Raw genomic sequence first — 22,751 nt, 5'->3', positions numbered from 1 at the left:
GGACTTCTCGTTCGGTTTCTCCCGGTATATCTCAGCGCGGGGGTCACGGAAAGAGAAGGGCACACTTGAGCATTCGCGCTGGATCCAACGAACGGCACGCACGTACCAATTCCACGCTCTCGCGTAGAAACTTCTTGGCAGCAACAGGATTAGCTGTGGGGGCCGCCGCACTCTCGTCCTCGTGGACCACGGCGGCCGCTGCGCCCAGACGAGCATTGAACGACGGAGACCGTGTCCCCGCGCTCGTGATCGGCAGTGGATACGGCGGTGCCGTTGCGGCACTTCGCCTGACACAGGCCGGTATCGACACGCACATGGTCGAGATGGGGAAGTCGTGGACCACACCAGGGTCCGACGGCAAGATCTTCTGCCCGATGCTCTCGCCCGACGGTCGGTCCTTCTGGCTCAGAGACCGTACAGTTCAACCGGTTTCACACTTCTCCGGCGGCTCGGTGGACAAGAACATCAGCCGCTACGTCGGTGTTCTCGACGCCGAGGACTTCGGCGGGATCAAGGTCTACCAGGGCCGAGGGGTCGGCGGTGGGTCGCTGGTCAACGGCGGTATGGCCGTCACACCCAAGCGTAACTATTTCGAAGAGATCCTGCCCGGTGTCGATTCCAACGAGATGTACTCGACGTATTTCCCGCGCGCGAACGCTGCGCTCGGAGTCAACAACATCGACCCGGCCTGGTTCGAATCGACCGAGTACTACAAGTTCGCGCGGACGGGGCGAAAGACCGCTGAGAGATCCGGTTACACAACAACGTTCGTGCCGAATGTCTACGACTTCAACTACATGAAGCAAGAAGCTGCCGGCCAGGTCACCAAGTCCGCTCTGGTCAGTGAGGTCATCTACGGCAACAATGCCGGAAAGAAATCTCTGGACAAGACGTACCTCGCTGCGGCATCCGCCACCGGCAAGCTCACCATTTCAGCTCTGCACGTCGTGACCTCGGTTTCCCCGGCCGCGACCGGCGGTGGCTATCAAGTGGTGATGAACCAGATCAACGAGCAGGGCAATACCGTCGGCACCAAGACAGTGACGGCGGACAAGGTCTTCTTCGCGGCCGGCAGTATCGGGACCAGCAAGCTCCTGGTCGCGATGAAAGCGCAAGGGCAGCTGGCGAATTTGCCGGGTGCAGTTGGACAGGAATGGGGTCACAACGGCAACGTGATGGTGGGCCGCGCCAATCACATGTGGGACGCCACCGGTGCGAAGCAGTCGGCGATCCCCGTGATGGGTATCGACAACTGGGCCGACACATCCGCTCCCGTCTTTGCGGAAATCGCACCCTTCCCGGCCGGTACCGAACTGTGGGTCAGCCTGTACTTGGCGATTGCCAAGAATCCGCAACGTGCTCAGTTCCAATTCAACTCGGCAACAGGCAAGGTCGGATTGAACTGGCAGCGCTCGCAGAACCAGCCGTCGATCGACATGGCGAAGAAGCTCTTCGACAAGATCAACAAGAAGGAAGGCACGATCTACCGGACCGACCTCTTCGGCCCGACGCAGACGTGGGGCGATCAGTTGACGTACCACCCCCTCGGCGGTTGTGTGCTCGGCAAGGCGACCGACGGCTACGGTCGTCTGCCGGAGTACCCGGGTCTGTACGTCATGGACGGATCCCTCGTACCGGGCAATGTGGGAGTCAATCCGTTCGTCACCATCACCGCTCTGGCCGAACGGAATATCGAGAACATCATTGCGAACGACATGAACTAGGGCGGTAACTCGTCAGCAGGTGCGGTGCGGTGCGGCAGGTGCTGCACCGCACCGCTTCTGTATGTCCCGGAGTGTCATCGCGGCGCGTGATCTCGCAATGATCGATTGACTCGGTCGAGGATACCGACGGCAGTGGTCAATGTGTCGAGGGCGCCCTCGTCGAGGGACGCCAATTCTTCGGCGAGAACGCCGATGCGTAGTTCGGATCGACGGTCTCGTCGCGCGCTTCGCTCGTCCTTCACGAAAAGTGTGCTCACTCGGCCGTCCGTGGGATCGGGTCGCCGTTCGATCAGGTCTTTGTCGGAGAGTGTGCGCACCAGCGTGCTGACGGTGTTCGGGCGTCTGGAGAGACGATCGGCCACGGCCCCGATGCGAGTGCCCGGATGGTGTGCGACATCGTGAAGTACTTCGGATTGTGCCTCTGGCAGAGTCGCGTCGGTACCCGACGTATCCATGTATTCCCGCAGCGCTCGACGCAATTCGAACGCCGCAGCGATGAGTGATCTCGATGCTTCTTCCGCGGTGGGCACGTGATCAGAGTAGCGATCGACCCCGTGTGATCCTCGCCCTGGAACTGTATCTGACACAGATATAGTTTACAGTTCTTCATAGGGTAGGGTCACCTAACCATGACGGAAGATGAAGCTGTCATGCTTCACGACGTACGGGACACGATCATGAATTTTCGAAAGAAGTCACGCAGTGTAATGCTGATCGGCGCACTGACATTGGTGGCAGCTCTCAGTGGCTGCTCGAGCGAGGACGCGTCGCCCACAGATGCCGAGATCAGTGCGTCGGCTCCGGCGGACTCTGCGTTTGTCGCTCCGCGAGAAGTCCCGGTTGGAATGGGGAGCGGAAAGTCGGACGGCGAGTTCCCTCGTACCGTCTCACACTTCAAAGGGGACACCACGATCGAATCGCAGCCCGAAAAGGTTGTTGTCATCTCGACCGGGCAAGCAGATGCACTCCTGTCGCTCGGTGTCGTGCCCGCAGGTTCGACGCGTGGTGACGGTGCGGACCTGGTGCCTCCGTACTTGTTGTCTGCGTACCCCGAATTCCGTACTCAGCTAAGTGATGTCGTTGACGCAGGTGGACGCTTCACACCGAATTTCGAAGCGATCGTCACGCTCGATCCTGACCTGATCTTGATGAATGTTGCAGGAAAGGACGCTGATTCGCTGTACGACCAGCTTTCCGCCATCGCACCCACGGTGGCAACACAGGGAACCGGCGTCTACTGGAAGCAGGACTTCCTGCTGGTTGCCGACGGGGTAGGTAAGACGCAGCAGGCGGCGGCACTGCTGGATACCTTCAATACCGATGCCGCGGCCCTCGGTGCTTCCCTCTCGTCGCCGCCGACGGTGTCGTTCACGCGCCAGAACGGAAATCGTCTGCGCATCTTCGGTATTCCTTCGTTCACCGGCAGTATCGCCGAGGATGCCGGCTTGACCCGTCCGCAGTCGCAGCAGTTCGACGACACTTCCCGAGACATCAGTGAAGAAGAGTTGAACGTGGCGGACGCCGACTGGATCTTCTACGGCGTGCAGGGCGGGGACCCGGCGACATTGACGAACGCGCCGTTGTGGGGGCAGTTACGTGGTGTGGTCGCCAACCACGCCGTCGCTGTTGACGACGACGTCTTCTACCTCAATACCGGGCCGACTGCGGCTCGTGAAGTGCTGAAGGTTCTGCAGAGCGCATTGCAGCAGTAGTCGATTCAGCTTGGTTGTGAGTGCCGACGAATCGGAAGAGGGCTCCACCCACCGTGACGGCAAGCGTCGCGAGAATGGCTCCGGCGATGACGTCGGTGAGCCAGTGCGCACCCAAGTAGAGGCGAGTCAGCGCGACGACGACGGTGACCGTCACGGCGAGGAGCATCAGAAGGCGTTTGACGGCCGTTGTTCGGTCGACGCTCACAACGAGAACGGCAATGCCGAACAGCGCTGCTGTGCCCGTCACGTGACCGGAGGGGAACGAGTGGCCGGTCTCGAGAAGAACCTGGATGTTGGTCGGCGGACGTTCGCGACCGACGAGCGCTTTGATTACCGTGCTGGCGACCGCCGCCCCGCCAACGGTTCCGATCACGATCAAGCCCGGAACGACCGAACGCGCTCGCCAGGAGATGAGCACTCCGCAGGTGATCCCGAGTAGCGCGGTGGCGACCGGGCTACCGAGATCTGTGACGGCGACCGCGATCTGGTTCAGGGCGCCGCTCCGATGATCGACCATCCAGTCGGTCACCGGCCCGTCGAAGCTCGTCAACCACCCGCTTCCATACACCTGGATCGACAGCGTCACCAGTGCAAGCACGAGTCCGCACGTGCGAAGGGCTGTAGACCGAACGCTGGAAGCTCGGTAGATCGAACCGAACGCGAACAGAGCTGCGGCCACCACGATTGCGGCAACCGCGATCTCTGCGGTGGTGCTCTCGGTCAGGACTTCGGTGACCACGTTTCGCACGGTCGACACAGTTGCAGGCATGAATGCAGTGTGACGAGCCGAAGCTGAAGAAACGCTGAACGGAACTCGGCTCTGGGTCTACCGTCTGCTCTACTGGGTGCATCCGAACAACTGCGTGGCGACGAAACGGGGCCGGTGGTGCGAGTACTGGTGGTCGAAGACGAAGTGCGCCTGGCCGAGACGATCCGGCGGGGATTGGTGGCCGAGGGATTCGTGACCGCCGTCGAACTCAACGGTGACGACGGATTCGCGACTGCGTGCAGTGACGAATTCGACGTGATCGTTCTCGACATCATGTTGCCGGGCAAACACGGGTACGACATCGTGCGGGATCTACGCGCCCGGGAGATCTGGACGCCGATCCTCATGCTCTCGGCAAAGGACGGCGAATACGACCTGGCTGATGCATTCGATCTCGGCGCCGACGACTACCTGGTCAAGCCATTCTCGTTTGTCGTGCTTCTCGCTCGGCTGCGCGCACTGGTGCGTCGCGGCGCTCCACAACGTCCGGCGATACTCTCCGTTGGAGACCTGTCCCTCGACCCGGCCAAACATCAGGTGAGCAGAGCGGGAATCGAATTGACCCTGACGCCAAGGGAGTACAGCGTTCTCGAATTCTTGATGCGCAACAATGGTGTGGTGGTCACGAAGACCGAGATCGTTCGCTCTGTCTGGGACACCAACTACGAAGGTGACGAGAACATCGTCGAGGTGTATATCGGTTACCTTCGTAAGAAGCTCGACCTCCCGTTCGGAACTCAGAGCATCGAAACGGTCCGAGGCGTCGGGTACCGCTTTGTCGGCACTGCCTGATCGTCAGTCGTTCGGTACCGGAATCGTCACCTCGAATCGACTTCCACCGCCCGCCCTCTCGCTGACGGAAATGGTTCCGTGGTGCGCCGCAACTATTTCCGACGCGATGGCGAGTCCAAGTCCGGACCCGCCTCCCTGCCTCGACCGCGGCTGGTCCAGGCGGACGAAGCGTCCGAAGATTCGTTCGCGTTCTGCTGCAGGGATTCCGGGCCCGTCGTCCTCGATCACGATGTGGGCTTCGTTTCCGGCTTCGGAGCACTCGAGATACACGAGGGTCTCCGCATGCCGCACTGCATTGTCCACGAGGTTTCGCACCATCCGCGTCAATGCTCTCGGGTCTCCGGAGACCCGAACCGGAGCCACGGCAGCGGCGACCGTAACTGCGGAGATACCGTCGATCCTTTTCTGCTCGGCGAACAAGATGTCATCGAGGTCGACGTCGACGACGATGCCGAACTTTTCGAGTTCGCTTTCGTCAGAGCGCGCGAGAATCAACAGGTCTTCGATCAACTGCCGCATCCGGCGCGCCTCGGGAAGTAGTGCGTCTTCGATCAGCGCGTCGTCGAGGAGATCCGGGCGTCGGTGTGCCAGTTCGAGGGCCGTCGTGATCGTGGACAGCGGACTGCGTAACTCGTGTGAGGCATCGCTGACAAATCGTTGCTGGGCCAGCGCACCTTCGTCGAGGCGCGCCAGCATGTCGTTCATTGTTGTTGCCAGTCGGGCTATCTCGTCGTTCCCTGACGGGACAGGCACTCGTTCACCTTGACGCCCACTCGAAATCGATGCTACCCGAGCGCGGATGCGTTCGACGGGAGCGAGGGCCGAACCGACGAGGCGGTAGGTGGCAAACGCTGCCAGCCCCAGGACCAGAGGTCCGACGATGGCCAGCAGAACGGCAACGGTCGTCACCACGGTTTCAACCGGTTCGCGGTCGGCGCCGACGAAGACGGTGACTGGTCCGGTCGCCGTCTGAGCGCCTCGCCCGATCAGCCAGTAGTCCTCGTCGTCGGACTTCTTGACCCTTCCGAGAGCGTCCGACTCGTCAGGGCCGAGAAAACGTTCGGACAGGAGGTCGCTGTCGGTTCCAGGTGATTGGGCGACTATTCGGTGATCGGCGTCGACGATCTGCACGATTCCGATCTGACTGTCTGTGGACAGAAGCGAAGGGTCGAGATCGGCCGGGTTTTTTCCGTTGAGCTGCTGGACCAATTGCGTGGCGCGAGCGTCGGAGCTGTTCAGCGCGGACAGATGCAGGGAGTTTGCCAGCACGAAAACCAGTGCAAGCCCGGCGATCACCAGGCAGAAGGCGATCACGAGTGTCGAAGCCACGGTCGAACGGGCACGCACGCTCCACCGGGAGGGGTGCAGAATCGACTCGCCGATGAAGTTCATGGCGTCCAGTCTGTACCTTCTCGGCTGTGCATTTACGAAGACGGGTGACGCGGTCCCGTAATCGGACCGCGTCACCCGTCTAGAGGATCAGGCCACTCGCTTGGCGGTGCGGCCGCCGAATTCGAGCATCACGGCGCGACCGGTGTCGTCGGTGACGAAGCGTCCCAACGCCCGGGTGGTGTCGGCGCGCGCAGCGAAGTCACGGTCGTTGAGGAAGGCGATCGGGATTGCCGGCGGCCAGACGATGTCCTCGTATTCACCGAGATCCTGCGCGCTGCCCATCCGGATGCCGATTCCCTCGTCACCGGGGGCGACGGTCATCGTCAGTGAGCCGGCCTGATACTTGCCCAGGACTGCGTCGACGGCAGCGGGTTCGGGCTCGACTACGTCGAGGGATGCCGGCGTGGGTAGTTCAGTGAGGTTGGCCATGCACCAGTCGACGATCTTCTTGCCGATTCCGCCGCCGAGGGCGTTGGTCAGCACGGTGACGGCGAAGTTCTTCTCGGGCACTGTCATGAACTCGGAGACCTGGAGGTTGCTCACGTTTCCGCCATGCCGCACTACCTGTGTGGTTCCGTATCGAGTCAACAGCCATCCCAGGCCGACTTCCTCGAACATCATCGCGGCGGGACGCTGCGGCTTCTGCATCAACAACCGGGTGGACTCGTCGAGCGGCTGTCCTTCGCCGGGGTGTTCGCCAGACAGTGCGTAACGTGCCCAGACGAGTTGGTCTCGCACCGAGGACCACATTCCGCCGCAAGGGATCATGCCGCGGTCCAGCCCGGTTTCGTTGGACACGAACGGCACACCGTCGCGGATGTAGTGACCGAGTGCGAACCGGTGGGTCATCACGTCCCAGGGCAGGAAGGCCGAGTTCTTCATGTCGAGGGGGTCGAGCACGCGCTGCTTGACCAGCTCTTCGAAGGTCAATCCGCTGATCTTGGCCACGACATGTCCGGCGAGAACGAATCCGGAGTTGCTGTAGGAGAAGACTTCTCCGACGGGAAATTCTTGTCGCAGTTCGTTCAGCCGTGAAACCGAGCGTCCCAGGGCGTCTTCGCCCCAGCCTGCCGAGAGGCCCGCGTCGCCGGTGAATCCGCCGGTGTGGGTGAGGAGATGACGCATCGTGACTGTGCGCGTGGCTGTTTCGTCGGCGAAGGTCAGGTCGGGGACGTACTCGACCAACGGGGTGTCGAGATCGAGTAGGCCGTCCTCGACGAGTGCCATCGCGGCTGTTGCGGCGAACACCTTTGTGGTGGAGCCGATCATGAACATCGTCTTGTCGGTGACCGGGAGTTGGGTTTCGACGCTCTCGATGCCACTGGTGACGACGATGTCCTTGTCGCCGTGAACGATGCCGACCGAGACGCCGGGGATGTTTGCCTCGACCCTCCACTGATCGACGAGTTCTTGAAGCTGTTCTTGCATCTTTGATTCCTCGAGTTCGCTGGCGTTCTGTGTTTCGGCGTTCTGTGTTTCCGTCATCGTATGTGTATCGGTCATCGTCACGCGTTAACCCGTGGTAGGAAGCGGAATCCGACGTACACTCCGTCTCGGTGCGGCCGTACCGTCGTCCAACCCGCGGCCCCGGGTTGACGGGTGGTCCAGGTCCCCGGGATCTGCGACGGTACGAGAGTGGCTACCGTTGCAGGCTTCTTCGGAGCTGTCTCGTCTTCCTCGGGATTCGGGATTACGTCGCCGATGACGGTGATCACGGCCTCGTCAGCGGACTCTCCACGACGGAACTCGATTGCTATTCCGCCCGAGCTGTACTTTCCCAGAACCGAATCCGGAATCGACTCCACACTCGCGGGGTTCGGGGCGAGGGCTTGCGGAGGTTCGAGTCCGACCAACGCGGCCGCGGCTTCGGTGAAGAGATCACGGTAGAGGCCGTCGGCCTTGCCGCCGCTGGTCAGCAGTGCGATCGCGACATTGTGGCGGGGGAAGATGCGCAGATACGCGTGCTGGCCGATGGTGCTGCCGTCGTGCCCGAAAATCTCTTCGCCCGACCAGGTTTCGTGGAACCAGCCCAAGCCCCAACCCGACTTGTCCGGGAACAGTTCGCTGATGTCGATTTCGGGTGTGCGCATCGCGGCGGCTGAATTTTCCGACACGATCCGTACGCCGTCGACGCTCTGTCCTTCGAGAAGACCGAGTTCCGCGAACGTGAGTAGATCTCCGATGCTGGCAGTGATGCAACCCGCGGGCCCCATCGAGCGCGTGATCGGCCAGACGGGCATCACGACGGAGTTCCCCGTATGACCCGCTGCCACAGAGTATCTCGGTGTATCTCCGGTCAACGTGAGTGTGTGCGCGAGGCCGAGCGGATCGATGATCCGCTCCTTGAGGATGTCGTCCCAGATGCCGCCGCGAAGAACCTCGACGATACGAGCTGCAAGGACGTACGCGGAGTTCGAGTACGCGAAGCCGTCCTCGAGTGGATGAACCTGACGGAAGTCACGCAGGCCCTCGACGTAGCGTTCGACGACGTCGTCGCCGCGACCCTTGTCGATGAACAGGTCACCGTCGATTCCGTTGCGATGGTTCAGAAGTGCGCGAACCGTGATGCGGGCAGCTGTTTCCTCGTCCTGCAGTGCGAAATCGGGCAGAATCGACCGGACGGTCGCGTCCAGGTCGAGCAAGCCTTCGTCGACAAGCTGCATGACCAGCATCGCGGTCCATACCTTGGTGATGGATCCGATCTGGAACAGGGAGTCGGTGGATACCTCGACCCCGGTGTCTGCATTGATCACGCCGGAAGCCACCGTCGTACGGGTGATTTCCTTGCCGTTGGAATCGAGTGTGAGAATACCGAATTGAGCACCGGTGACGCCGTAACGCTCACACAGTACGTCCAGCGAACGCTTCCACGCGTCGGCTCCGGCAGACGCGTTGGCCAGGCCGGTCTTGGGCAGCTTCGCGGAGGTGTATCGCTTGACCCATTCGATGAGTCGTGTGCTGTAGTCGATTCGGTGCGAGATCGAGCCGTTGACGAGGAACCCGTGGCTTGCACCGGGATACGCCACCAGACGGGTGGGTACGTGCTGCTGGCGCAGTGCGGCGAACCAGGCCTCGGCTTGACCCAGCGGGCACCGCTCGTCCGACTTTCCGTGCAGGATCAGCGTCGGGGTCACCACGTTCTTCACGGCGGCGAGCGGTGAGGCTGCCAGGAGCCCCGCGGAGTTCTCGGGAACAGTCGTGCCGGTGGCGAGTGACGCGAGGTGCGGACCGAAATCGCAGACTCCGGCCATGGCGTTGAAATCGCAGATCAGCCCGCCGGCAACCGCAGCGGCAAAACGATCCGTCGCGGACGTCAGGTGACACGTACTGTATCCGCCGTAGCTGTACCCGGTGATCGCCAGACGGTCCCCGTCGACAAGTCCCTCGGCGACAAGCGCGTCGATCGGCTCGAGGAAGTCGGCTTGGTCGGAGGTACCCCAGGCGCCGTTGACGGCGTACATGAAGTCTGCGCCGTACCCGTCCGACCCACGTGGATTGAGGGTCAGGATGCGCCAACCCTGGGCGGCGAGAACCTGGTGGGCGGGGTGATAGGTATCTGCAACGCCGGTCCACGCGTTGTGCGGTCCGCCGTGAATGTCGAGCAGAAGGGGTGCGGCACCACTGGTTTCGGGAGCGGACAGCAACCAACCATGCACGGTGCGGCCGTCGGAGATGGTGAACTCGCGTTCCTCGGCGGCAAACAGTGTCACCTCGGGGAGTGCTTCTGCGGTGAATTTCGTCAGCGTGGTGACCGCGCCGCTGTCGAGATCGACGAGTGCGACCTCGCCGAAGGACTGCTGCGTGGTGACGATGACGGAGGCGACGCGGGCGTCACGGGCAACGGAGAGCGCCGAGACGACCTCGTTGGGATTGGCGACGAGGGATCGAGAGGTGCCGGTTTCGATGTCGGCCGCGTACAGATGCGTCCATCCACGATCGCGTAGGCAGAACACGATTTCGTCGCGAGTATTCGACAGTGCCGGTGTGCCGCCGGGGTAACCGGGTGCACCGGGCATCACGTTGCGATCGAGATGAGCTGTGAGGGTGACGTCGACCGGTGTCTCGGTTGGGCCGGGGACGGACAGCCGGATCAGGTCTGCAGTTCCGACACGGACCTCCGGAGTGCCGATGGCGACGACCGAATCTCCCTGCGGATGCCACAGTGTGGAGCCCTGCACTCCGGTGGCATGACCGAGTCGCTGCGGGGGAACCGACAGATCGTCGACGAGGATGCGGTAAGCGCTGAACGTGAGGTTCAGATCGCTGTCCGGTTCGAGATTCGCGGTGAAGGCAAGGGCCGTGCCGTCGGGCGACCAGGACGGAACGTCGGCATTCCAATCACCGTCGGTGAGCCGTCGAACTGCCTTCGTCTCCAGATCGACGGTGTGAAGGTGGCGACGGAAGGTGCCGAGCCAACCGGCACCGTCCACCTTGTATCCGAGTCGGTCGGTGACGATGGGAGCATTCGGATCGGCGGAGTCCGAGCGTGAGACCACAGCGGCGAACGCGATGGCATTTCCGTCCGGGCTCCAGGCTGCTGCACCGGCGCCGAGGGGGAGTGATGCTGATGTGGTGAGAGTTTCGGCCTCGCCACCGGCGAGCGGGATCAGGTGCAGCTGCGCGGAGTCGCCGACCTTACGCAGGAAGGCAATCGAGGTTCCGTCCGGAGAGAACCGAGGGGCAGAATCGGCGGGCCCTGCGGTGAGGCGGTGAGCCTGGGAATCGCGGGACACCGCCCAGAGCGATGTAGTTGCCTTTCCGGCAACAATTTCCGAGCGAACGAAGACGACCACGGTGCCGTCGGGAGAGATTGAGGTCTCAGTGGGTGTGACCACACGGTGGAGGTCGTCGAGAACAAATGGACGGTCAGTCATGTAGATCCTTCGAATCGGAGAAATAGATGCAGACGTAAAGCTTTGTCTTCCGGCTTATTTCAGAACGCGAATGCCAGGGCCGGCCAGGGTGCCGCCAACTGGTGCATACAGGGCCGTTGCGCCGTTGAAGAACATGAAGTTCGGCGACGTGGACACCGGAATGACGTCGGACGAGGTGAACAGTGCTTGTTCCGCTTCCTTCCACACCGAGCAGGATTCCTGCCCGGGCAGAACCGAGGCCTTCGCCGCCAGTTCGGCGTACTTTTGATTGTCGATCGATGCGAAGTTGACACCCGACGGTGGGGTGGGGCCGGCGAAGTACGGAACGAAGATGCTGGGGGTATCGCTCTGGACGGTCAGTCCGATCGAGATCGACCATGACGTAAGGTCTTTCGCTGCGAATGTGTTGGAAATGATGAAGTTGTTGTCACCACCACGAAGCTCCACCTTCGCGCCGAGCTCCTGCCACTGCTTCATCGCGTATTCTGCTGCTGCAGAGGTGGTGTCGCGGTAGTTGGCAAAGATGACCGTCAATTGCAGCGCTTGACCGTCCTTGGTCAGGACACCGTCGGATCCGGGTTTCCAACCGGCGTCCGCAAGAGTCTTTTTCGCAGCGGCCATGTCGAACTTCGGAACTACACCGGTGACGCTGTCGAAGTCACACGCCCGCGGATCGACTACTGCCAGTGCCGTAGCTCGTGAGCCTTTGCCACCGGTGTTGATGTCCGTGTAATCGTCGAGATCGATCGCTTGCACGAGTGCGGTGCGTACGGCTTCGTCCTTGGTGGGGAGAGCCGCATTGTGGTTGAAGATGAACTGTCCGCTCAGGGTGTTGGACGTCATCGACTCGAGGCCTGAAGCTTCCACACGTTCGATATCCGCGCCGGCAACCGGGGCCGCGTTGACCGTTCCGGTGAGGACGAGATTCGCCGTCGTCGCGGCGTCGGTCACGACCTTGATCGTGACCGTCTTGGGCACTCCGAGCGTGTCCGACGTGGTTTCGCCGTTCGGCCCCCAGTTGTATCCGTCGCGGCGTTCGAGCGTGACGTGATCGTTGGCCACTACTTCGGTGATCTTGAACAGTCCGGTTCCGTTGCTGCTGCCTCGAACACTGGCAGGGTCGTCGAGGGCTGCCTGGCACGCCATCTTGAGAGCGCCGATGCGCTCGAGGAGGAAGGGCGCGGGTTCCGTTGTCTTGATCGTGAGCTCGTCACCATCAGCGGTTGCTACCGCAGTTTCGGGTACGGATGCTCCCAACCACGGCGAGCCGTTGGTCGTGTCGACGACCCAGTTGATGTTGTTTGCCGCTGTCTGGGCAGTGAAGGTCGTGCCGTCTTCACACGTGATCCCCTTTTTGAGGGTGAAGTTCAGCGAAGTTCCGTTCTCGCTCCATTTTTCGGCCAGATACGAGCCCGCTGCGCGGGTTTTGGGGTCGATGGCCAACAACGAGTCGTTCGTATAGCTGTTGATCGCCTGCGTGGCAGTCAGATTGGTGATCAGGGGATGAAGGTTGCCGGGATCGGTGTTCACGATCGTGGTGAAACTGCCGTCCTTCGCGTAGTCGCCGGAAGAATTGCCGCCAGGATCAGAGGTGCTTCCGCACGAGGCAACCGTGAGAACGCCGATCGTGACCAGAGCCGCAGTGGGCACTGAGCGAGCTTTCATCTGATGCACCTTTTGATCGAAGGAAGTCGTTGATCAATGTTGCGCGAGGGACGTGGCCCAGGTCTCGTTGAATCGACTCATGCTGAGCGCCTGAATCTGTCGGATCGTCACAATGGGTGGCCGTCGTTTCTTGCCGCACCACGGTTCGACTACCGTCGGAGTGTGCGCTCAGAATCTCGTCGATCAGATATCCAGACGTTCCATGTCATGGATGTATGGAAGGCCGCGACCGAACGTCAGCGGACACATGGTGACGTCCTGACCTTGGCGGCAGGTCAACCGTCGACGCCCGCGCCGGCACCGGTGCTACGTGCGACGCGAGAGATTCTGGGCACCGAACTACTCGGGTATACCGAGACTTTCGGGATCCTGCAGCTACGCGAGGCTATTGCGCGCTACCACAGCGAGCGATCGGGAATCGCCGTCGACGCCGAAGACGTGGTGGTGACGACCGGTTCGTCCGGGGCGTTCACCTTGCTCTTCCTGGCCGCGTTCGACGAGGGCGACACCGTGGTGGTTGCTCGACCCGGATATCCCGCGTACCGCAATACCCTTGCCGCTCTCGGCTGCAACGTCGTCGAACTCGACTGCGGGCCGGCAACTCGATACCAGCCGACAGTGGAAATGCTCGAGGCTTTGCCGTCGCCGCCTGCCGGTCTGATCGTCGCGAGCCCGGCAAATCCCACGGGCACGGTGATCTCGCCCGAGGAGCTCGCTGCATTGGCGACGTGGTGCGAGCAGCACGGAACTCTTCTGATCTCGGACGAGATCTACCACGGCATCGGATACGGCGATCAGCACACGTCGAGCGCCTGGGAGACCTCACGCGAATCCGTCGTGATCGGCTCGGTGTCCAAGTACTTCTCGATGACGGGTTGGCGACTCGGGTGGATGTTGGTGCCGACCTATCTTCGGCGCCCGCTGCAGAGACTCGCGTCGAACATGACCGTGTGTCCGCCCGCGATCTCTCAGTACGCCGCCGTCGAGGCGTTCTCGGACGAGGCGAAGGTCGAGTTGGACGGGCACGTTCAGCGGTACGCCGTCAATCGTGAACTGTTGTTGACCGGGTTGCCGAAACTGGGCATCACCGAGTTGGCTCCCGCCGACGGTGCGTTCTACGTCTACGCGGACATCGGCCATCTGTGTGGCGACGAGGGCGCCACCGCGTGGTGTGCCCGGTTGCTGACAGATACCGGGGTCGCGCTGGCACCTGGAATCGATTTCGACACCGTCCACGGAAACCGGATGGTCAGACTCTCGTTCGCAGGTGCGACAGCCGACATCCAGGAGGCACTGGCCCGCCTCGAGAAGTGGCTCGGGTAACAAACAGCAGGGTCTTCGAGCTGTTTCGCCATGCGGAGGTGCCCTCTGCTGGCACGATGTCGTGGTGTCTTCTGCAGCTACGCCCAAGGGCGAACGACGTCGCCAAGCTCTGGTGGCGTCCGCTGCTGAACTTTTGCTGGAGGGCGGGTTCGACGCCGTTCGTCACCGAGCGGTGGCAACCAGAGCTGACCTTCCACTGGCTTCGACGACCTATTACTTCGACTCACTCGACGATCTGATCGCGTGTGCCGTCGAGCTCAACGGCAACGCCGACATGGAAGCGATGCGCGCCAGAGTGGCTGCGGTGACCCAACGTCGGCGGGGCGCGGAATCAACCGTCGAACTGTTGGTCGAGCTGCTGCTCGGAGACGAAGAGAAGCGGCCGGAGAGCCGCGAGCGTTTGATCTCGCGCTACGAACGATTCGTCGCGTGTGCCCGTCATCCCGCACTTCGTGACGTGCAGTTGCGCCTACGAGCCCAGCTCGACGACCTGTTGACCGATGCGCTTCGACGCTCGGGCCGGTCGGCTCCCGAGGGGCAATTGCGCCGTCTTGTCGCGATGGTCGACGGTGCGATGATCACGGCTCTGGGGGAGTACGACCCGGACCCACGGGGGTTGGCCAGGGGAATGCTCTTGGAATCGATCGACGTGATGGCGCCGCCGGTCTAGCTCGGTCTCTATCGGGGGTAACGGCACTGCTCGGCCCCCGTTAGACTGAGGCCTCGTGAGCCGCATCCCGAATGTCCTTGCCAACCGCTACGCCAGCCCGGAGCTCGTTGCTCTGTGGTCTCCCGAGTACAAGATCGTGCTCGAGCGTCAATTGTGGGTGGCGGTGTTGCGTGCGCAGGCAGAGCTGGGCATCGACATTCCGGCCGACGCCATCGACGACTACGAGCGTGTCATCGACAACGTCGACCTCGAGTCCATCGCGGACCGCGAGCGGGTCACCCGCCACGACGTGAAGGCACGCATCGAGGAATTCAACGCACTTGCCGGGCACGAGCAGGTCCACAAGGGCATGACCAGCCGCGACCTCACCGAGAACGTCGAGCAGCTGCAGATCGTGCGTTCTCTCGAACACGTCTACAACCACGGCATCGCCGTCGCCGCCCGTCTGGGTGAGCGCGCTGCCGAGTACTCGTCCATCGTTATGGCCGGCCGCTCGCACAACGTCGCAGCTCAGGCCACCACCTTGGGCAAGCGTTTCGCTTCGGCCGCCGACGAGCTGCTGGTTGCACTGACGCGTCTGCGCCAGCTGATCGACCGGTACCCGCTGCGCGGGATCAAGGGCCCGATGGGGACCGCTCAGGACATGCTCGACCTCCTCGACGGCGATGCGGCCAAGCTCGAGCAGCTCGAAGCGAAGGTTGCGGAGCACCTCGGATTCGCTCACGTGTTGACCAGCGTCGGCCAGGTGTACCCGCGTTCCCTCGACCACGACGTCATCTCCGCGCTCGTCCAGGTCGGCGCGGGCCCGTCGTCGTTTGCACACACGATCCGCCTGATGGCCGGCCACGAGTTGGTCACCGAAGGCTTCCAGCCCGGCCAGGTCGGCAGCTCGGCGATGCCGCACAAGATGAACACCCGCTCGTGCGAGCGAGTCAACGGACTTCAGGTGATCCTGCGCGGATACGGCTCCATGGCAGCCGAGCTTGCGGGTGCACAGTGGAACGAGGGCGACGTCTTCTGCTCCGTCGTGCGCCGCGTCGCGCTCCCAGACGCGTTCTTTGCGATCGACGGCATGTTCGAGACCTTCCTGACCGTGCTGATCGAGATGGGCGCGTACCCGGCCGTCATCGAGAAGGAACTGACCAGGTATCTGCCGTTCCTCGCCACGACGCGCGTGCTCATGGCCGCCGTCCGCGCCGGCGTCGGACGCGAGACCGCACACGAGGCGATCAAGGAGAATGCCGTCGCAGTTGCGCTGGCGATGCGTGAAGAGGGCAAGGAGCCCGACCTGCTCGATCGCCTTGCCGCCGACGACCGTTTGCCGCTCGACCGCGTTGCACTCGACGAGGCCCTGGCCGACAAGGCTGCTTTTGTCGGTGCTGCTTCGGCTCAGGTCGATGCCGTTGTCGCCGAGGTGCAGAAACTTGTCGACGCCAACCCCGAAGCTGCGGCGTACGCGCCGTCGCCGATTCTGTAAGGGCTACGCCCCGTGCGCCTTTTCGGTGGTCACCACTACCGAAAAGGCGCACAGGGTCGGAGACCATGGACTGCATCTTCTGTTCCATCATCGCCGGTGAGGCCGAGGCCAGCGTCGTCTACGACGACGCGAATGTCCTTGCCTTCATGGATATTCGGCCGTTCACATCCGGCCATCTCCTGGTCGTGCCGAAGCGCCACGCCAGTGGATTGTCCACGCTCGATCCCGACGACGGTGCCAGGATCTTCGCCGTCGCGCAGAAGATCGCCGCGGCGATGCGTACCGGATCTCTCCCCGTCGACGGAGTGAATCTGCACCTCTCCGACGGAGCTGTTGCGGGGCAGGAAGTCTTCCATGTTCATCTGCATGTCATTCCGCGAAATCGCGGCGACGGCTTCGGCCTGCGCGCCCTACCTCGCACGCCCAATCGGACAATCCTCGACAGCACGGCTGCCGTCATTCGAGGCGCACTGAACTAGAGGTTCACCCGGTGTGGGTGATTCGCGCCGAGGTTTCTCCCAGCACCATCTGGGTATGGCCGACATCGAACTGACGTATTCCTCCGGACTTGTCCCGAGGGACGGAGAGCTTCCCGCTCGCGAAACCATCGCAACGGTCTTCGACGAGCTCGACTTCCAAACAGCAGTGCAGGCGTACTTGTGGGCCATACACATCGTGTCCTGGGCTCAGTGGATGGACGTGCATACCAACATCTTCGGAGCAACTGCCTCCGATATCGTCGTCTACCGCTCATATCGTGACCGACTAGGCCTGATCACCGCCAACGCGACGACTCCGTACATCTTGAACTTTTTCGATCTCGGTGCAACGGGGCCGTTGGTGATCGAATTGCCGCCAGGGCCGACCGCCGGGGGCATCGCAGATTTCTGGCAACGAGAATTCGCGGTGCTCGGTGAGATGGGCCCCGATGCAGGCAAGGGTGGCAAGACCCTGGTAGTCGGCCCAGGTCAGAGTGTCGAGGACACAGGTGATTACACCGTTGTCCACTCCCCGATGATGCACATCATGTTCGGCTTCCGCACGCTCGATCCCGACCCGGCGCGCTCGGACGCGTTGGTCGACGCCGTCCGGGTGTACCCGTACTCCGATCGTGAGAATCCGACTCCGACGCGTCTGGTCTCACCGGACGGCAAGCCCTGGAGCGGAATTCAGCCGCGAGACCTTCGATACTGGGAACTCCTGCACGACATCGTGCAGGACGAACCTGTCGAAGAGCGCGACCGCTTCCCGATGGCGTGGCTTCGGCAGCTGGGGATTGAGAAGGGCAAGCCCTTCGCCCCGGATGATCGAGTGAGAAAGATCTTGCGACGGGCCGTCGAAGTGGGGGAGGTGTTCGCCCAGGCGAATGCGTTCGTCAAACGCTTCCCCGGTTCGCGCTACTGGCCGGATCGCCAGTGGGACTTGGCGATTGTCCTGGACAACTCAGCTCAGCGAGGGGACAACTACGACGAGTTCTACGAACGCGCGTCGTGGTTCTACGAGGCGGTCACCTTCTCCGAGGCGATGAAGAGTACGACGCCCGGACTCGGGCAGGCATATCTGGGTAGCTACGCCGACGCCGAGGGGCACTGGTTGGACGGAGGAAAGAGTTACACACTCCACGTACCCGCCGATGTCCCGGCAAAGTTGTTCTGGTCCGCGACGGTCTACTCGGTCGACACACGCTGCCTTGTCGACAACCAGCAGGGCCGAGGCGACCGTGGCTCGCGAGATCCCGATCTTGTTGTCAACGAGGACGGTTCGGTGGATCTCTACTACGGACCTACAACTCCGGTAGGGAAGGAACCCAATTGGGTTCAGACCATTGCGGGTCAGCACTGGTTCTCGTACTTCCGCTTCTACGGACCGCTCGAACCGTATTTCGATCGGACTTGGAAGCTTGGTGACATCGAGCCGGCCTAGAGCGTGGTCTGTCTCACGGACTGCCGATCAGTTCGACAACGGAGTCCAGAAGGACACTGCGCCAGCACAACCAGTCGTGGCCGCCGTCGAAGATCCGACACGACACTTGCGCTCCTGCGGCCTCCAGCGCCTGTGCGACCGCTGCGCTGTGCCCGACCATGTCGGACTCGTGCTTACCTACTTCGAGGACAACGCGTAAACCGTCCGGTACGCCGTCGCGCTCGATCCGTGCGGCTATGTCTCCACCCGGCGGGCCGTCTTCCCCGCGCTTCAAGCCGGTTGGCCACCAGAACGAACCGGACCCGCTGGCGACCAGCGCGAAGTGTTCGGGGAATTCGAGTGCTGCGAACATCGAAGCCAGGCCGCCGAAGCTCTGCCCCGAGACCACCGTTCGCGTTCGATCAGACGAGAAAGGTGTGACGGCGCGCACCTGCGGAAGCAGTTCGTCGACGACTGCACTCCAGTAGTCGCGGTTGCACGGCAATTCCTGCGAACGGCGTTGATTGTCAACGGAATCGATGGCAAGCAGAACGCAGGATTTCAGTTTGCCGGTCTGGACCGCACGATCGAAGGCGGCGCCTGCCGGCATGACCTCGGCCCAGTGGCGCCCGTCGAGAAGTATCACGAGCGGCCGTTCTTCGAGCGGTGTCAATCCGTCGTCCACGGTCTCGTAGATCCACACCGGCCGCTCGACGTCCAAAGTCGAACTAGCCCAGGTGAGCTGTACCGACTTCCTGAAAACTGGAGCATCCCAACCGAACTGGACCGGCGCCAAGGGCATCTCGGCGACGGAACGCCTTGTGTCCACACCTGCGGAAAGCGGATTGAGTGGGTCGGCAATTCGGTGCTCGAGCAACCCCAACCAGCGGGTGCGGCGGGTCGAGTCTTCCTTGCCTGCTCCCGGATAGTCGAACTCGTCGACTACGGACTTCGGTACCGGGATGATGCTGTAACTACTACGCCAGGTGTTCGAGACTTCGGCGGTGTAGAACCACACCGGACTGTCGCCGAGTCGCTGCATCACGCTGAGTTGTTCTGCGTGATGGTCGGTCAGCGAATTTGCATCCAGGTAAACGCGCTCGACCTCGGTCTCCTCGGGCTGACGCCAGAGGAACGTAACTCGAACAGTCTGTGTATCAATGCTTTCGATGATCGGCGTTCCTTGTTGCACTATCCGATTCCAGGACGTCTCGATGTCGGGCGAGGCTGCGAGGGTAGCGGACAATTCGGTCACCGCCTGAGTTAGCATGAGCACAGCCTAACCTAATTTGATGGGCTTTTGAATTCGAGGAGTGGTCCGCCAGTGGGCGTCACAATGAAAAAATCACGCACCCTGAAGGTGCTCTCCGCAGTCTTGGTAGCAGGGTTCGCCCTCGTCGGTTGTAGTTCTGCGGATGCCGATTCCGATGCTGACTCAGCTGCATCGCAGGGTAATTGGCCGCGTACCGTGGAAACGCCGAAGGGGCCGGTGGAGATCACGTCGAAGCCGGAGAGGATCGTCTCGACCAGTGTGACGCTGACGGGCACGCTGTTGTCGATCGACGCTCCGGTGGTGGCTACCGCATCGACGGGACCGAACACCGACGTCTCGGATGCGCAGGGGTTGTTCACACAGTGGGGCGACATAGCAGAAGAACGCGGACTTGCAGTGTTGCCGATGGGCGGTGCGAACGCGGAATCCGTTCTGGCGCAGAACCCGGACCTGATCGTCGTCTCGGCAACTGGAGGTGACTCCGTCGTCGATCTGTACGAACAGTTCACGGCCATCGCGCCGACAATCGTGGTGGACTACGGCGGAAGTAGTTGGCAGGAAGTCGCCGCTGTGCTGGGTAAGGCGACAGGTCTCGAAGACAACGCGGCGGCCACGGTCGCGAAGTTCGACAGCGCAGTAGAGGCCGCGAAGGCCAAGATCACACTTCCCCCACAGCCGACCACTGCGCTGGTCTACTACGAGGACGGCAGCGGTGCCAACATCTGGACGCACGAGTCGGGGCAGGCGAAGTTGCTCACGGCGATGGGTTTCACGGTCGCCGACATTCCCGAGTCCGCGAAGAGCAGTGAATCCATGGGTAAGCGCAAGGACATCATTCAGGTCTCGGCGGAGAACCTCTACGACGGTATCTCGGGCAACACCCTGATCCTGGTCAGCGCCGACGACGGTGCGGTGAAGGCGGTCGAGGCACTTCCACTGTTGGCCCAGCATCCGGCAATTCGTGATCACCACGTCTATGCCGTGGGTCTGGACACCTTCCGTCTCGACTACTACAGCGCAACCAACATGGTGAACCGGTTGGTCGAGCAGTTCAGCTGAGCCATAAGTACTAGGCCTTTCACCTTCAACTAGTGCTTTGGTTGGAGCCGGGAATCGAACATTCCCTTCACGTTCGCCGAATGTGGGACCAAGTGGTGCGCGCATGCCACCATGAACGTCAATCATCGGATGCGGAATGGGGAGTGGATGTTCGACTCGGCTGGTCAGAATGCCCCGGGGCAAGCCCTGGCATCGCGAGGGTGGGGACGTTTCAACCTGAACAACCCGGCCACGGCGGCCGTGATCGTCGGCCTGCTGAGTGTGCCGTGGGTGTTCGGTCTCGCCAGTCTCAAGACTGAACCCGAGACGAGCAATCGAGTGCTGAGCGATCCGGGAACCGTCGTCGGCATCATGGGTTTCCTGACGGTGTTGACCGTTGTGGCGTGTGCGCGCCGGCGGTACCCGATCGCGTACTACCTCCTGACGTTGGCAGGATCCGGCGGATTGATGCTCTTCCTCGGCAGTCGATCGCTGGGGGCCACGCCGCTTTTCTGGTTCGCGATCATGGCAGTGTCCATCCGAGTGACAGGCATGCGCCTGGTCGGACTGCTGGTCCTCGGAATGGCGATGGACGTGATCTTGGCGATGTATCTCACCGAACGGGACGGGCTGACGGTCGCCGAGGTTCAGGTGGGGGAGTTGCCTCACTTGTTCCTCGAACCGGCGGCAAACACCGTCACGAGTTTTCTGGTCGTCGCAGCCATGGGAAAGATCGTCGCGCGCCTGCGAAAACAAGCAGTGGAGAACAGTCAGGCAGTAGCGGATCTGCACCGGGACCGCGAACGCAAGATTGCGAATGCCGTTGTTGCCGAACGGCAGGACATGGCACGTGAACTGCACGATGTCGCTGCCCACCACATGACCGGCATGATCATCCAGGCTCGTGCCGCCGACAAGTTCTTCTCGAGCAATCCCGAACAAGCACAAGCCCTTCTGGGGGGCGTCATCGAGCAGGGTCAGCGGGCCCTCAACAGCTTGCGGCAGATCGTGGGGATACTTCGCCTGGGTGAGGAAGACCCCGATTTCCCGACGCCCATGGTCTCCGACATCGACGAGTTGGTGGACGACTGCAAGCGCACCATCTCGTCGATCTCGTTGGAGAAGGTCGGCCGCTTCGACGACCTGGACAGCGGAGTCCAGTTGACGTGTTACCGCATCGTGCAGGAGGCGTTGTCGAACGTCCTTCGCCATGCGCCGGGTAGCGAGTCCAAGGTGTGTCTGAGTCGAGAAGCCGGTGCGGTGAGGGTACGGGTGGTCAATACTCTCGGGAATGCTCGCCCGGCCTCCGACGGGCAAAACCTCGGAATTGTGGGAATGCGCGAACGCGCGACGCTCATGGGTGGTCAACTGGACGCCGGACCGAATTCGGAAGGTGAGTGGGCTGTGCAGGCACTGGTGCCGGTGAACGGGAGGATCAACGCATGATCGATGTCCTTATTGCAGACGACCAGCAGGTGGTACGGCAGGGGTTCGAGCTGTTTCTCTCCGGTCACCCCGAGATTCACGTCGTCGGGCATGCCAAGACGGGAGTCGAGGCGTACGAGCAGGTGCGTGCACTGCGTCCGGACGTCGTGCTGATGGATATCCGAATGCCGCACGGCGACGGGTTGACTGCGACCCGGGAGGTCCTTGCCGAGTTTCCCGGGACCCGCGTCATCGTGATCACCACGTTCGATCTCGACGAGTACGTTTTCGAGGCGCTCGACAGCGGTGCCGCAGGGTTCTTGCTCAAAGACGCCGATCCCGAAGAGCTCTCGTCGGCAGTGTTGACCGTGGCCGAAGGTGGTTCGGTGCTCTCGCCGAGATTGACGTCGAGACTGATCGTGGAGTTCGCGAGGCGCAAGCCGGCACCGATGTCCACGGCGCGCTCCGGATCGGATCACGGTCTCAGTGCGCGTGAGATGGATGTGGTGCAGTTGCTGTCACAAGGCTTGGGAAACAACGACATCGCAGATTCCCTCAGCCTCGAACAGAGCACGGTGAAGTCGCACATCAGCAACATCTGCAAGAAGCTGCAGGTGCGTACCCGTGTGCAGATCGTCATCTGGGCGTACCGAAACAACGTGATCGCCGTATCGCGCTGATGCACGGGACGCTGCGGCGCATCCGCCGCGGCACG

Annotated in this window: 18 protein-coding genes; 11 read left to right on the top strand and 7 right to left on the bottom strand. The window is 62.0% G+C overall.

The window, feature by feature from the left end; all coding sequences use genetic code 11:
• The first annotated feature begins 155 nt into the window (after positions 1-155).
• Positions 156-1,724, top strand: a complete 1,569-nt coding sequence (locus M1L53_RS04520; protein ID WP_197487702.1) for a GMC oxidoreductase — start codon at positions 156-158, stop codon at positions 1,722-1,724.
• A 74-nt stretch (positions 1,725-1,798) separates the two neighbouring features.
• On the opposite strand, the gene M1L53_RS04515 is transcribed toward M1L53_RS04520, so the two are convergent.
• Entirely contained in the window at positions 1,799-2,254 is a 456-nt protein-coding gene (locus tag M1L53_RS04515; RefSeq protein ID WP_054188021.1) for a MarR family winged helix-turn-helix transcriptional regulator, read from the bottom strand.
• Between the two features lie 99 nt (positions 2,255-2,353).
• On the opposite strand from M1L53_RS04515, the gene M1L53_RS04510 reads away from it, so the two are divergent.
• Positions 2,354-3,436 carry an iron-siderophore ABC transporter substrate-binding protein gene (locus M1L53_RS04510; protein ID WP_228232453.1) on the top strand — a complete coding sequence of 361 codons (1,083 nt, stop codon included), beginning with the start codon at positions 2,354-2,356 and terminating at the stop codon, positions 3,434-3,436.
• On the opposite strand, the gene M1L53_RS04505 is transcribed toward M1L53_RS04510, so the two are convergent.
• Positions 3,372-4,205 carry a phosphatase PAP2 family protein gene (locus M1L53_RS04505; protein ID WP_230793145.1) on the bottom strand — a complete coding sequence of 278 codons (834 nt, stop codon included), beginning with the start codon at positions 4,203-4,205 and terminating at the stop codon, positions 3,372-3,374. The genes M1L53_RS04510 and M1L53_RS04505 overlap by 65 nt on opposite strands.
• A 117-nt stretch (positions 4,206-4,322) precedes the next feature.
• On the opposite strand from M1L53_RS04505, the gene M1L53_RS04500 reads away from it, so the two are divergent.
• Complete coding sequence (locus tag M1L53_RS04500; protein WP_037132434.1) at positions 4,323-4,997, top strand: response regulator transcription factor; 675 nt, start codon at positions 4,323-4,325, stop codon at positions 4,995-4,997.
• Positions 4,998-5,000: 3 nt separating this feature from the next.
• On the opposite strand, the gene M1L53_RS04495 is transcribed toward M1L53_RS04500, so the two are convergent.
• The 4 genes from M1L53_RS04495 to M1L53_RS04480 all read right to left on the bottom strand — a co-directional run bounded on the left by M1L53_RS04495 (position 5,001) and on the right by M1L53_RS04480 (position 12,928).
• Positions 5,001-6,389: a HAMP domain-containing sensor histidine kinase gene (locus M1L53_RS04495; RefSeq protein WP_054188020.1), complete on the bottom strand. Its 1,389-nt coding sequence runs from the start codon at positions 6,387-6,389 to the stop codon at positions 5,001-5,003.
• Between the two features lie 87 nt (positions 6,390-6,476).
• A complete protein-coding gene (locus M1L53_RS04490; RefSeq protein WP_054188037.1) occupies positions 6,477-7,874 on the bottom strand; it encodes a serine hydrolase in 1,398 nt (465 codons plus the stop codon).
• Between the two features lie 20 nt (positions 7,875-7,894).
• Positions 7,895-11,263 (bottom strand): serine hydrolase, encoded by a 3,369-nt coding sequence (locus M1L53_RS04485; protein WP_054188019.1) that lies wholly within the window; start codon positions 11,261-11,263, stop codon positions 7,895-7,897.
• Positions 11,264-11,317: 54 nt separating this feature from the next.
• Positions 11,318-12,928, bottom strand: coding sequence for an ABC transporter substrate-binding protein (locus M1L53_RS04480; protein WP_042452661.1), 1,611 nt, complete (start codon positions 12,926-12,928; stop codon positions 11,318-11,320).
• Positions 12,929-13,090: 162 nt separating this feature from the next.
• Between M1L53_RS04480 and M1L53_RS04475 the strand changes: the two genes are divergently transcribed.
• From M1L53_RS04475 to M1L53_RS04455, 5 genes are all read left to right on the top strand, one after another.
• Positions 13,091-14,251, top strand: a complete 1,161-nt coding sequence (locus M1L53_RS04475; RefSeq protein ID WP_037132442.1) for a pyridoxal phosphate-dependent aminotransferase — start codon at positions 13,091-13,093, stop codon at positions 14,249-14,251.
• 64 nt (positions 14,252-14,315) lie between these two features.
• A complete protein-coding gene (locus M1L53_RS04470) occupies positions 14,316-14,921 on the top strand; it encodes a TetR/AcrR family transcriptional regulator (protein ID WP_003945736.1) in 606 nt (201 codons plus the stop codon).
• Positions 14,922-14,976: 55 nt separating this feature from the next.
• Complete coding sequence (gene purB, locus M1L53_RS04465; protein ID WP_003945775.1) at positions 14,977-16,398, top strand: adenylosuccinate lyase; 1,422 nt, start codon at positions 14,977-14,979, stop codon at positions 16,396-16,398.
• A 65-nt stretch (positions 16,399-16,463) separates the two neighbouring features.
• A complete protein-coding gene (locus tag M1L53_RS04460) occupies positions 16,464-16,877 on the top strand; it encodes an HIT family protein (protein WP_042920316.1) in 414 nt (137 codons plus the stop codon).
• Between the two features lie 55 nt (positions 16,878-16,932).
• Positions 16,933-18,321 carry a DUF1254 domain-containing protein gene (locus M1L53_RS04455; protein WP_054188036.1) on the top strand — a complete coding sequence of 463 codons (1,389 nt, stop codon included), beginning with the start codon at positions 16,933-16,935 and terminating at the stop codon, positions 18,319-18,321.
• A 13-nt stretch (positions 18,322-18,334) separates the two neighbouring features.
• On the opposite strand, the gene fes is transcribed toward M1L53_RS04455, so the two are convergent.
• Entirely contained in the window at positions 18,335-19,570 is a 1,236-nt protein-coding gene (gene fes / locus M1L53_RS04450) for an enterochelin esterase (RefSeq protein ID WP_054188035.1), read from the bottom strand.
• A 66-nt stretch (positions 19,571-19,636) separates the two neighbouring features.
• On the opposite strand from fes, the gene fepB reads away from it, so the two are divergent.
• The 3 genes from fepB to M1L53_RS04435 all read left to right on the top strand — a co-directional run bounded on the left by fepB (position 19,637) and on the right by M1L53_RS04435 (position 22,716).
• Positions 19,637-20,632 carry a Fe2+-enterobactin ABC transporter substrate-binding protein gene (gene fepB / locus M1L53_RS04445; RefSeq protein WP_054188018.1) on the top strand — a complete coding sequence of 332 codons (996 nt, stop codon included), beginning with the start codon at positions 19,637-19,639 and terminating at the stop codon, positions 20,630-20,632.
• 111 nt (positions 20,633-20,743) lie between these two features.
• Entirely contained in the window at positions 20,744-22,057 is a 1,314-nt protein-coding gene (locus M1L53_RS04440) for a sensor histidine kinase (RefSeq protein WP_003945842.1), read from the top strand.
• Positions 22,054-22,716 (top strand): response regulator transcription factor, encoded by a 663-nt coding sequence (locus M1L53_RS04435; protein WP_054188034.1) that lies wholly within the window; start codon positions 22,054-22,056, stop codon positions 22,714-22,716. Before M1L53_RS04440 ends, M1L53_RS04435 begins: the two co-directional genes overlap by 4 nt.
• Positions 22,717-22,751: the final 35 nt, after the last annotated feature.

It is taken from the genome of Rhodococcus sp. T9N (genome assembly GCF_024436645.1).
Lineage (GTDB): Bacteria > Actinomycetota > Actinomycetes > Mycobacteriales > Mycobacteriaceae > Rhodococcus_F > Rhodococcus_F qingshengii.
The sequence above is the reverse complement of the archived record's forward strand: the minus strand, read 5'-3'. Positions and strand labels throughout refer to the sequence as shown.

Excerpts from the sequence above, each read along its gene's own strand:
- M1L53_RS04510 (WP_228232453.1), top strand. The coding sequence starts at position 2,354 with ATGACGGAAGATGAAGCTGTCATGCTTCACGACGTACGGGACACGATC.
- M1L53_RS04505 (WP_230793145.1), bottom strand. The coding sequence starts at position 4,205 with ATGCCTGCAACTGTGTCGACCGTGCGAAACGTGGTCACCGAAGTCCTG.
- M1L53_RS04495 (WP_054188020.1), bottom strand. The coding sequence starts at position 6,389 with ATGAACTTCATCGGCGAGTCGATTCTGCACCCCTCCCGGTGGAGCGTG.
- M1L53_RS04490 (WP_054188037.1), bottom strand. The coding sequence starts at position 7,874 with ATGACGGAAACACAGAACGCCGAAACACAGAACGCCAGCGAACTCGAG.
- M1L53_RS04485 (WP_054188019.1), bottom strand. The coding sequence starts at position 11,263 with ATGACTGACCGTCCATTTGTTCTCGACGACCTCCACCGTGTGGTCACA.
- M1L53_RS04480 (WP_042452661.1), bottom strand. The coding sequence starts at position 12,928 with ATGAAAGCTCGCTCAGTGCCCACTGCGGCTCTGGTCACGATCGGCGTT.
- M1L53_RS04460 (WP_042920316.1), top strand. The coding sequence starts at position 16,464 with ATGGACTGCATCTTCTGTTCCATCATCGCCGGTGAGGCCGAGGCCAGC.
- M1L53_RS04455 (WP_054188036.1), top strand. The coding sequence starts at position 16,933 with ATGGCCGACATCGAACTGACGTATTCCTCCGGACTTGTCCCGAGGGAC.
- fes (WP_054188035.1), bottom strand. The coding sequence starts at position 19,570 with ATGCTAACTCAGGCGGTGACCGAATTGTCCGCTACCCTCGCAGCCTCG.
- fepB (WP_054188018.1), top strand. The coding sequence starts at position 19,637 with ATGAAAAAATCACGCACCCTGAAGGTGCTCTCCGCAGTCTTGGTAGCA.
- M1L53_RS04440 (WP_003945842.1), top strand. The coding sequence starts at position 20,744 with ATGAACGTCAATCATCGGATGCGGAATGGGGAGTGGATGTTCGACTCG.
- M1L53_RS04435 (WP_054188034.1), top strand. The coding sequence starts at position 22,054 with ATGATCGATGTCCTTATTGCAGACGACCAGCAGGTGGTACGGCAGGGG.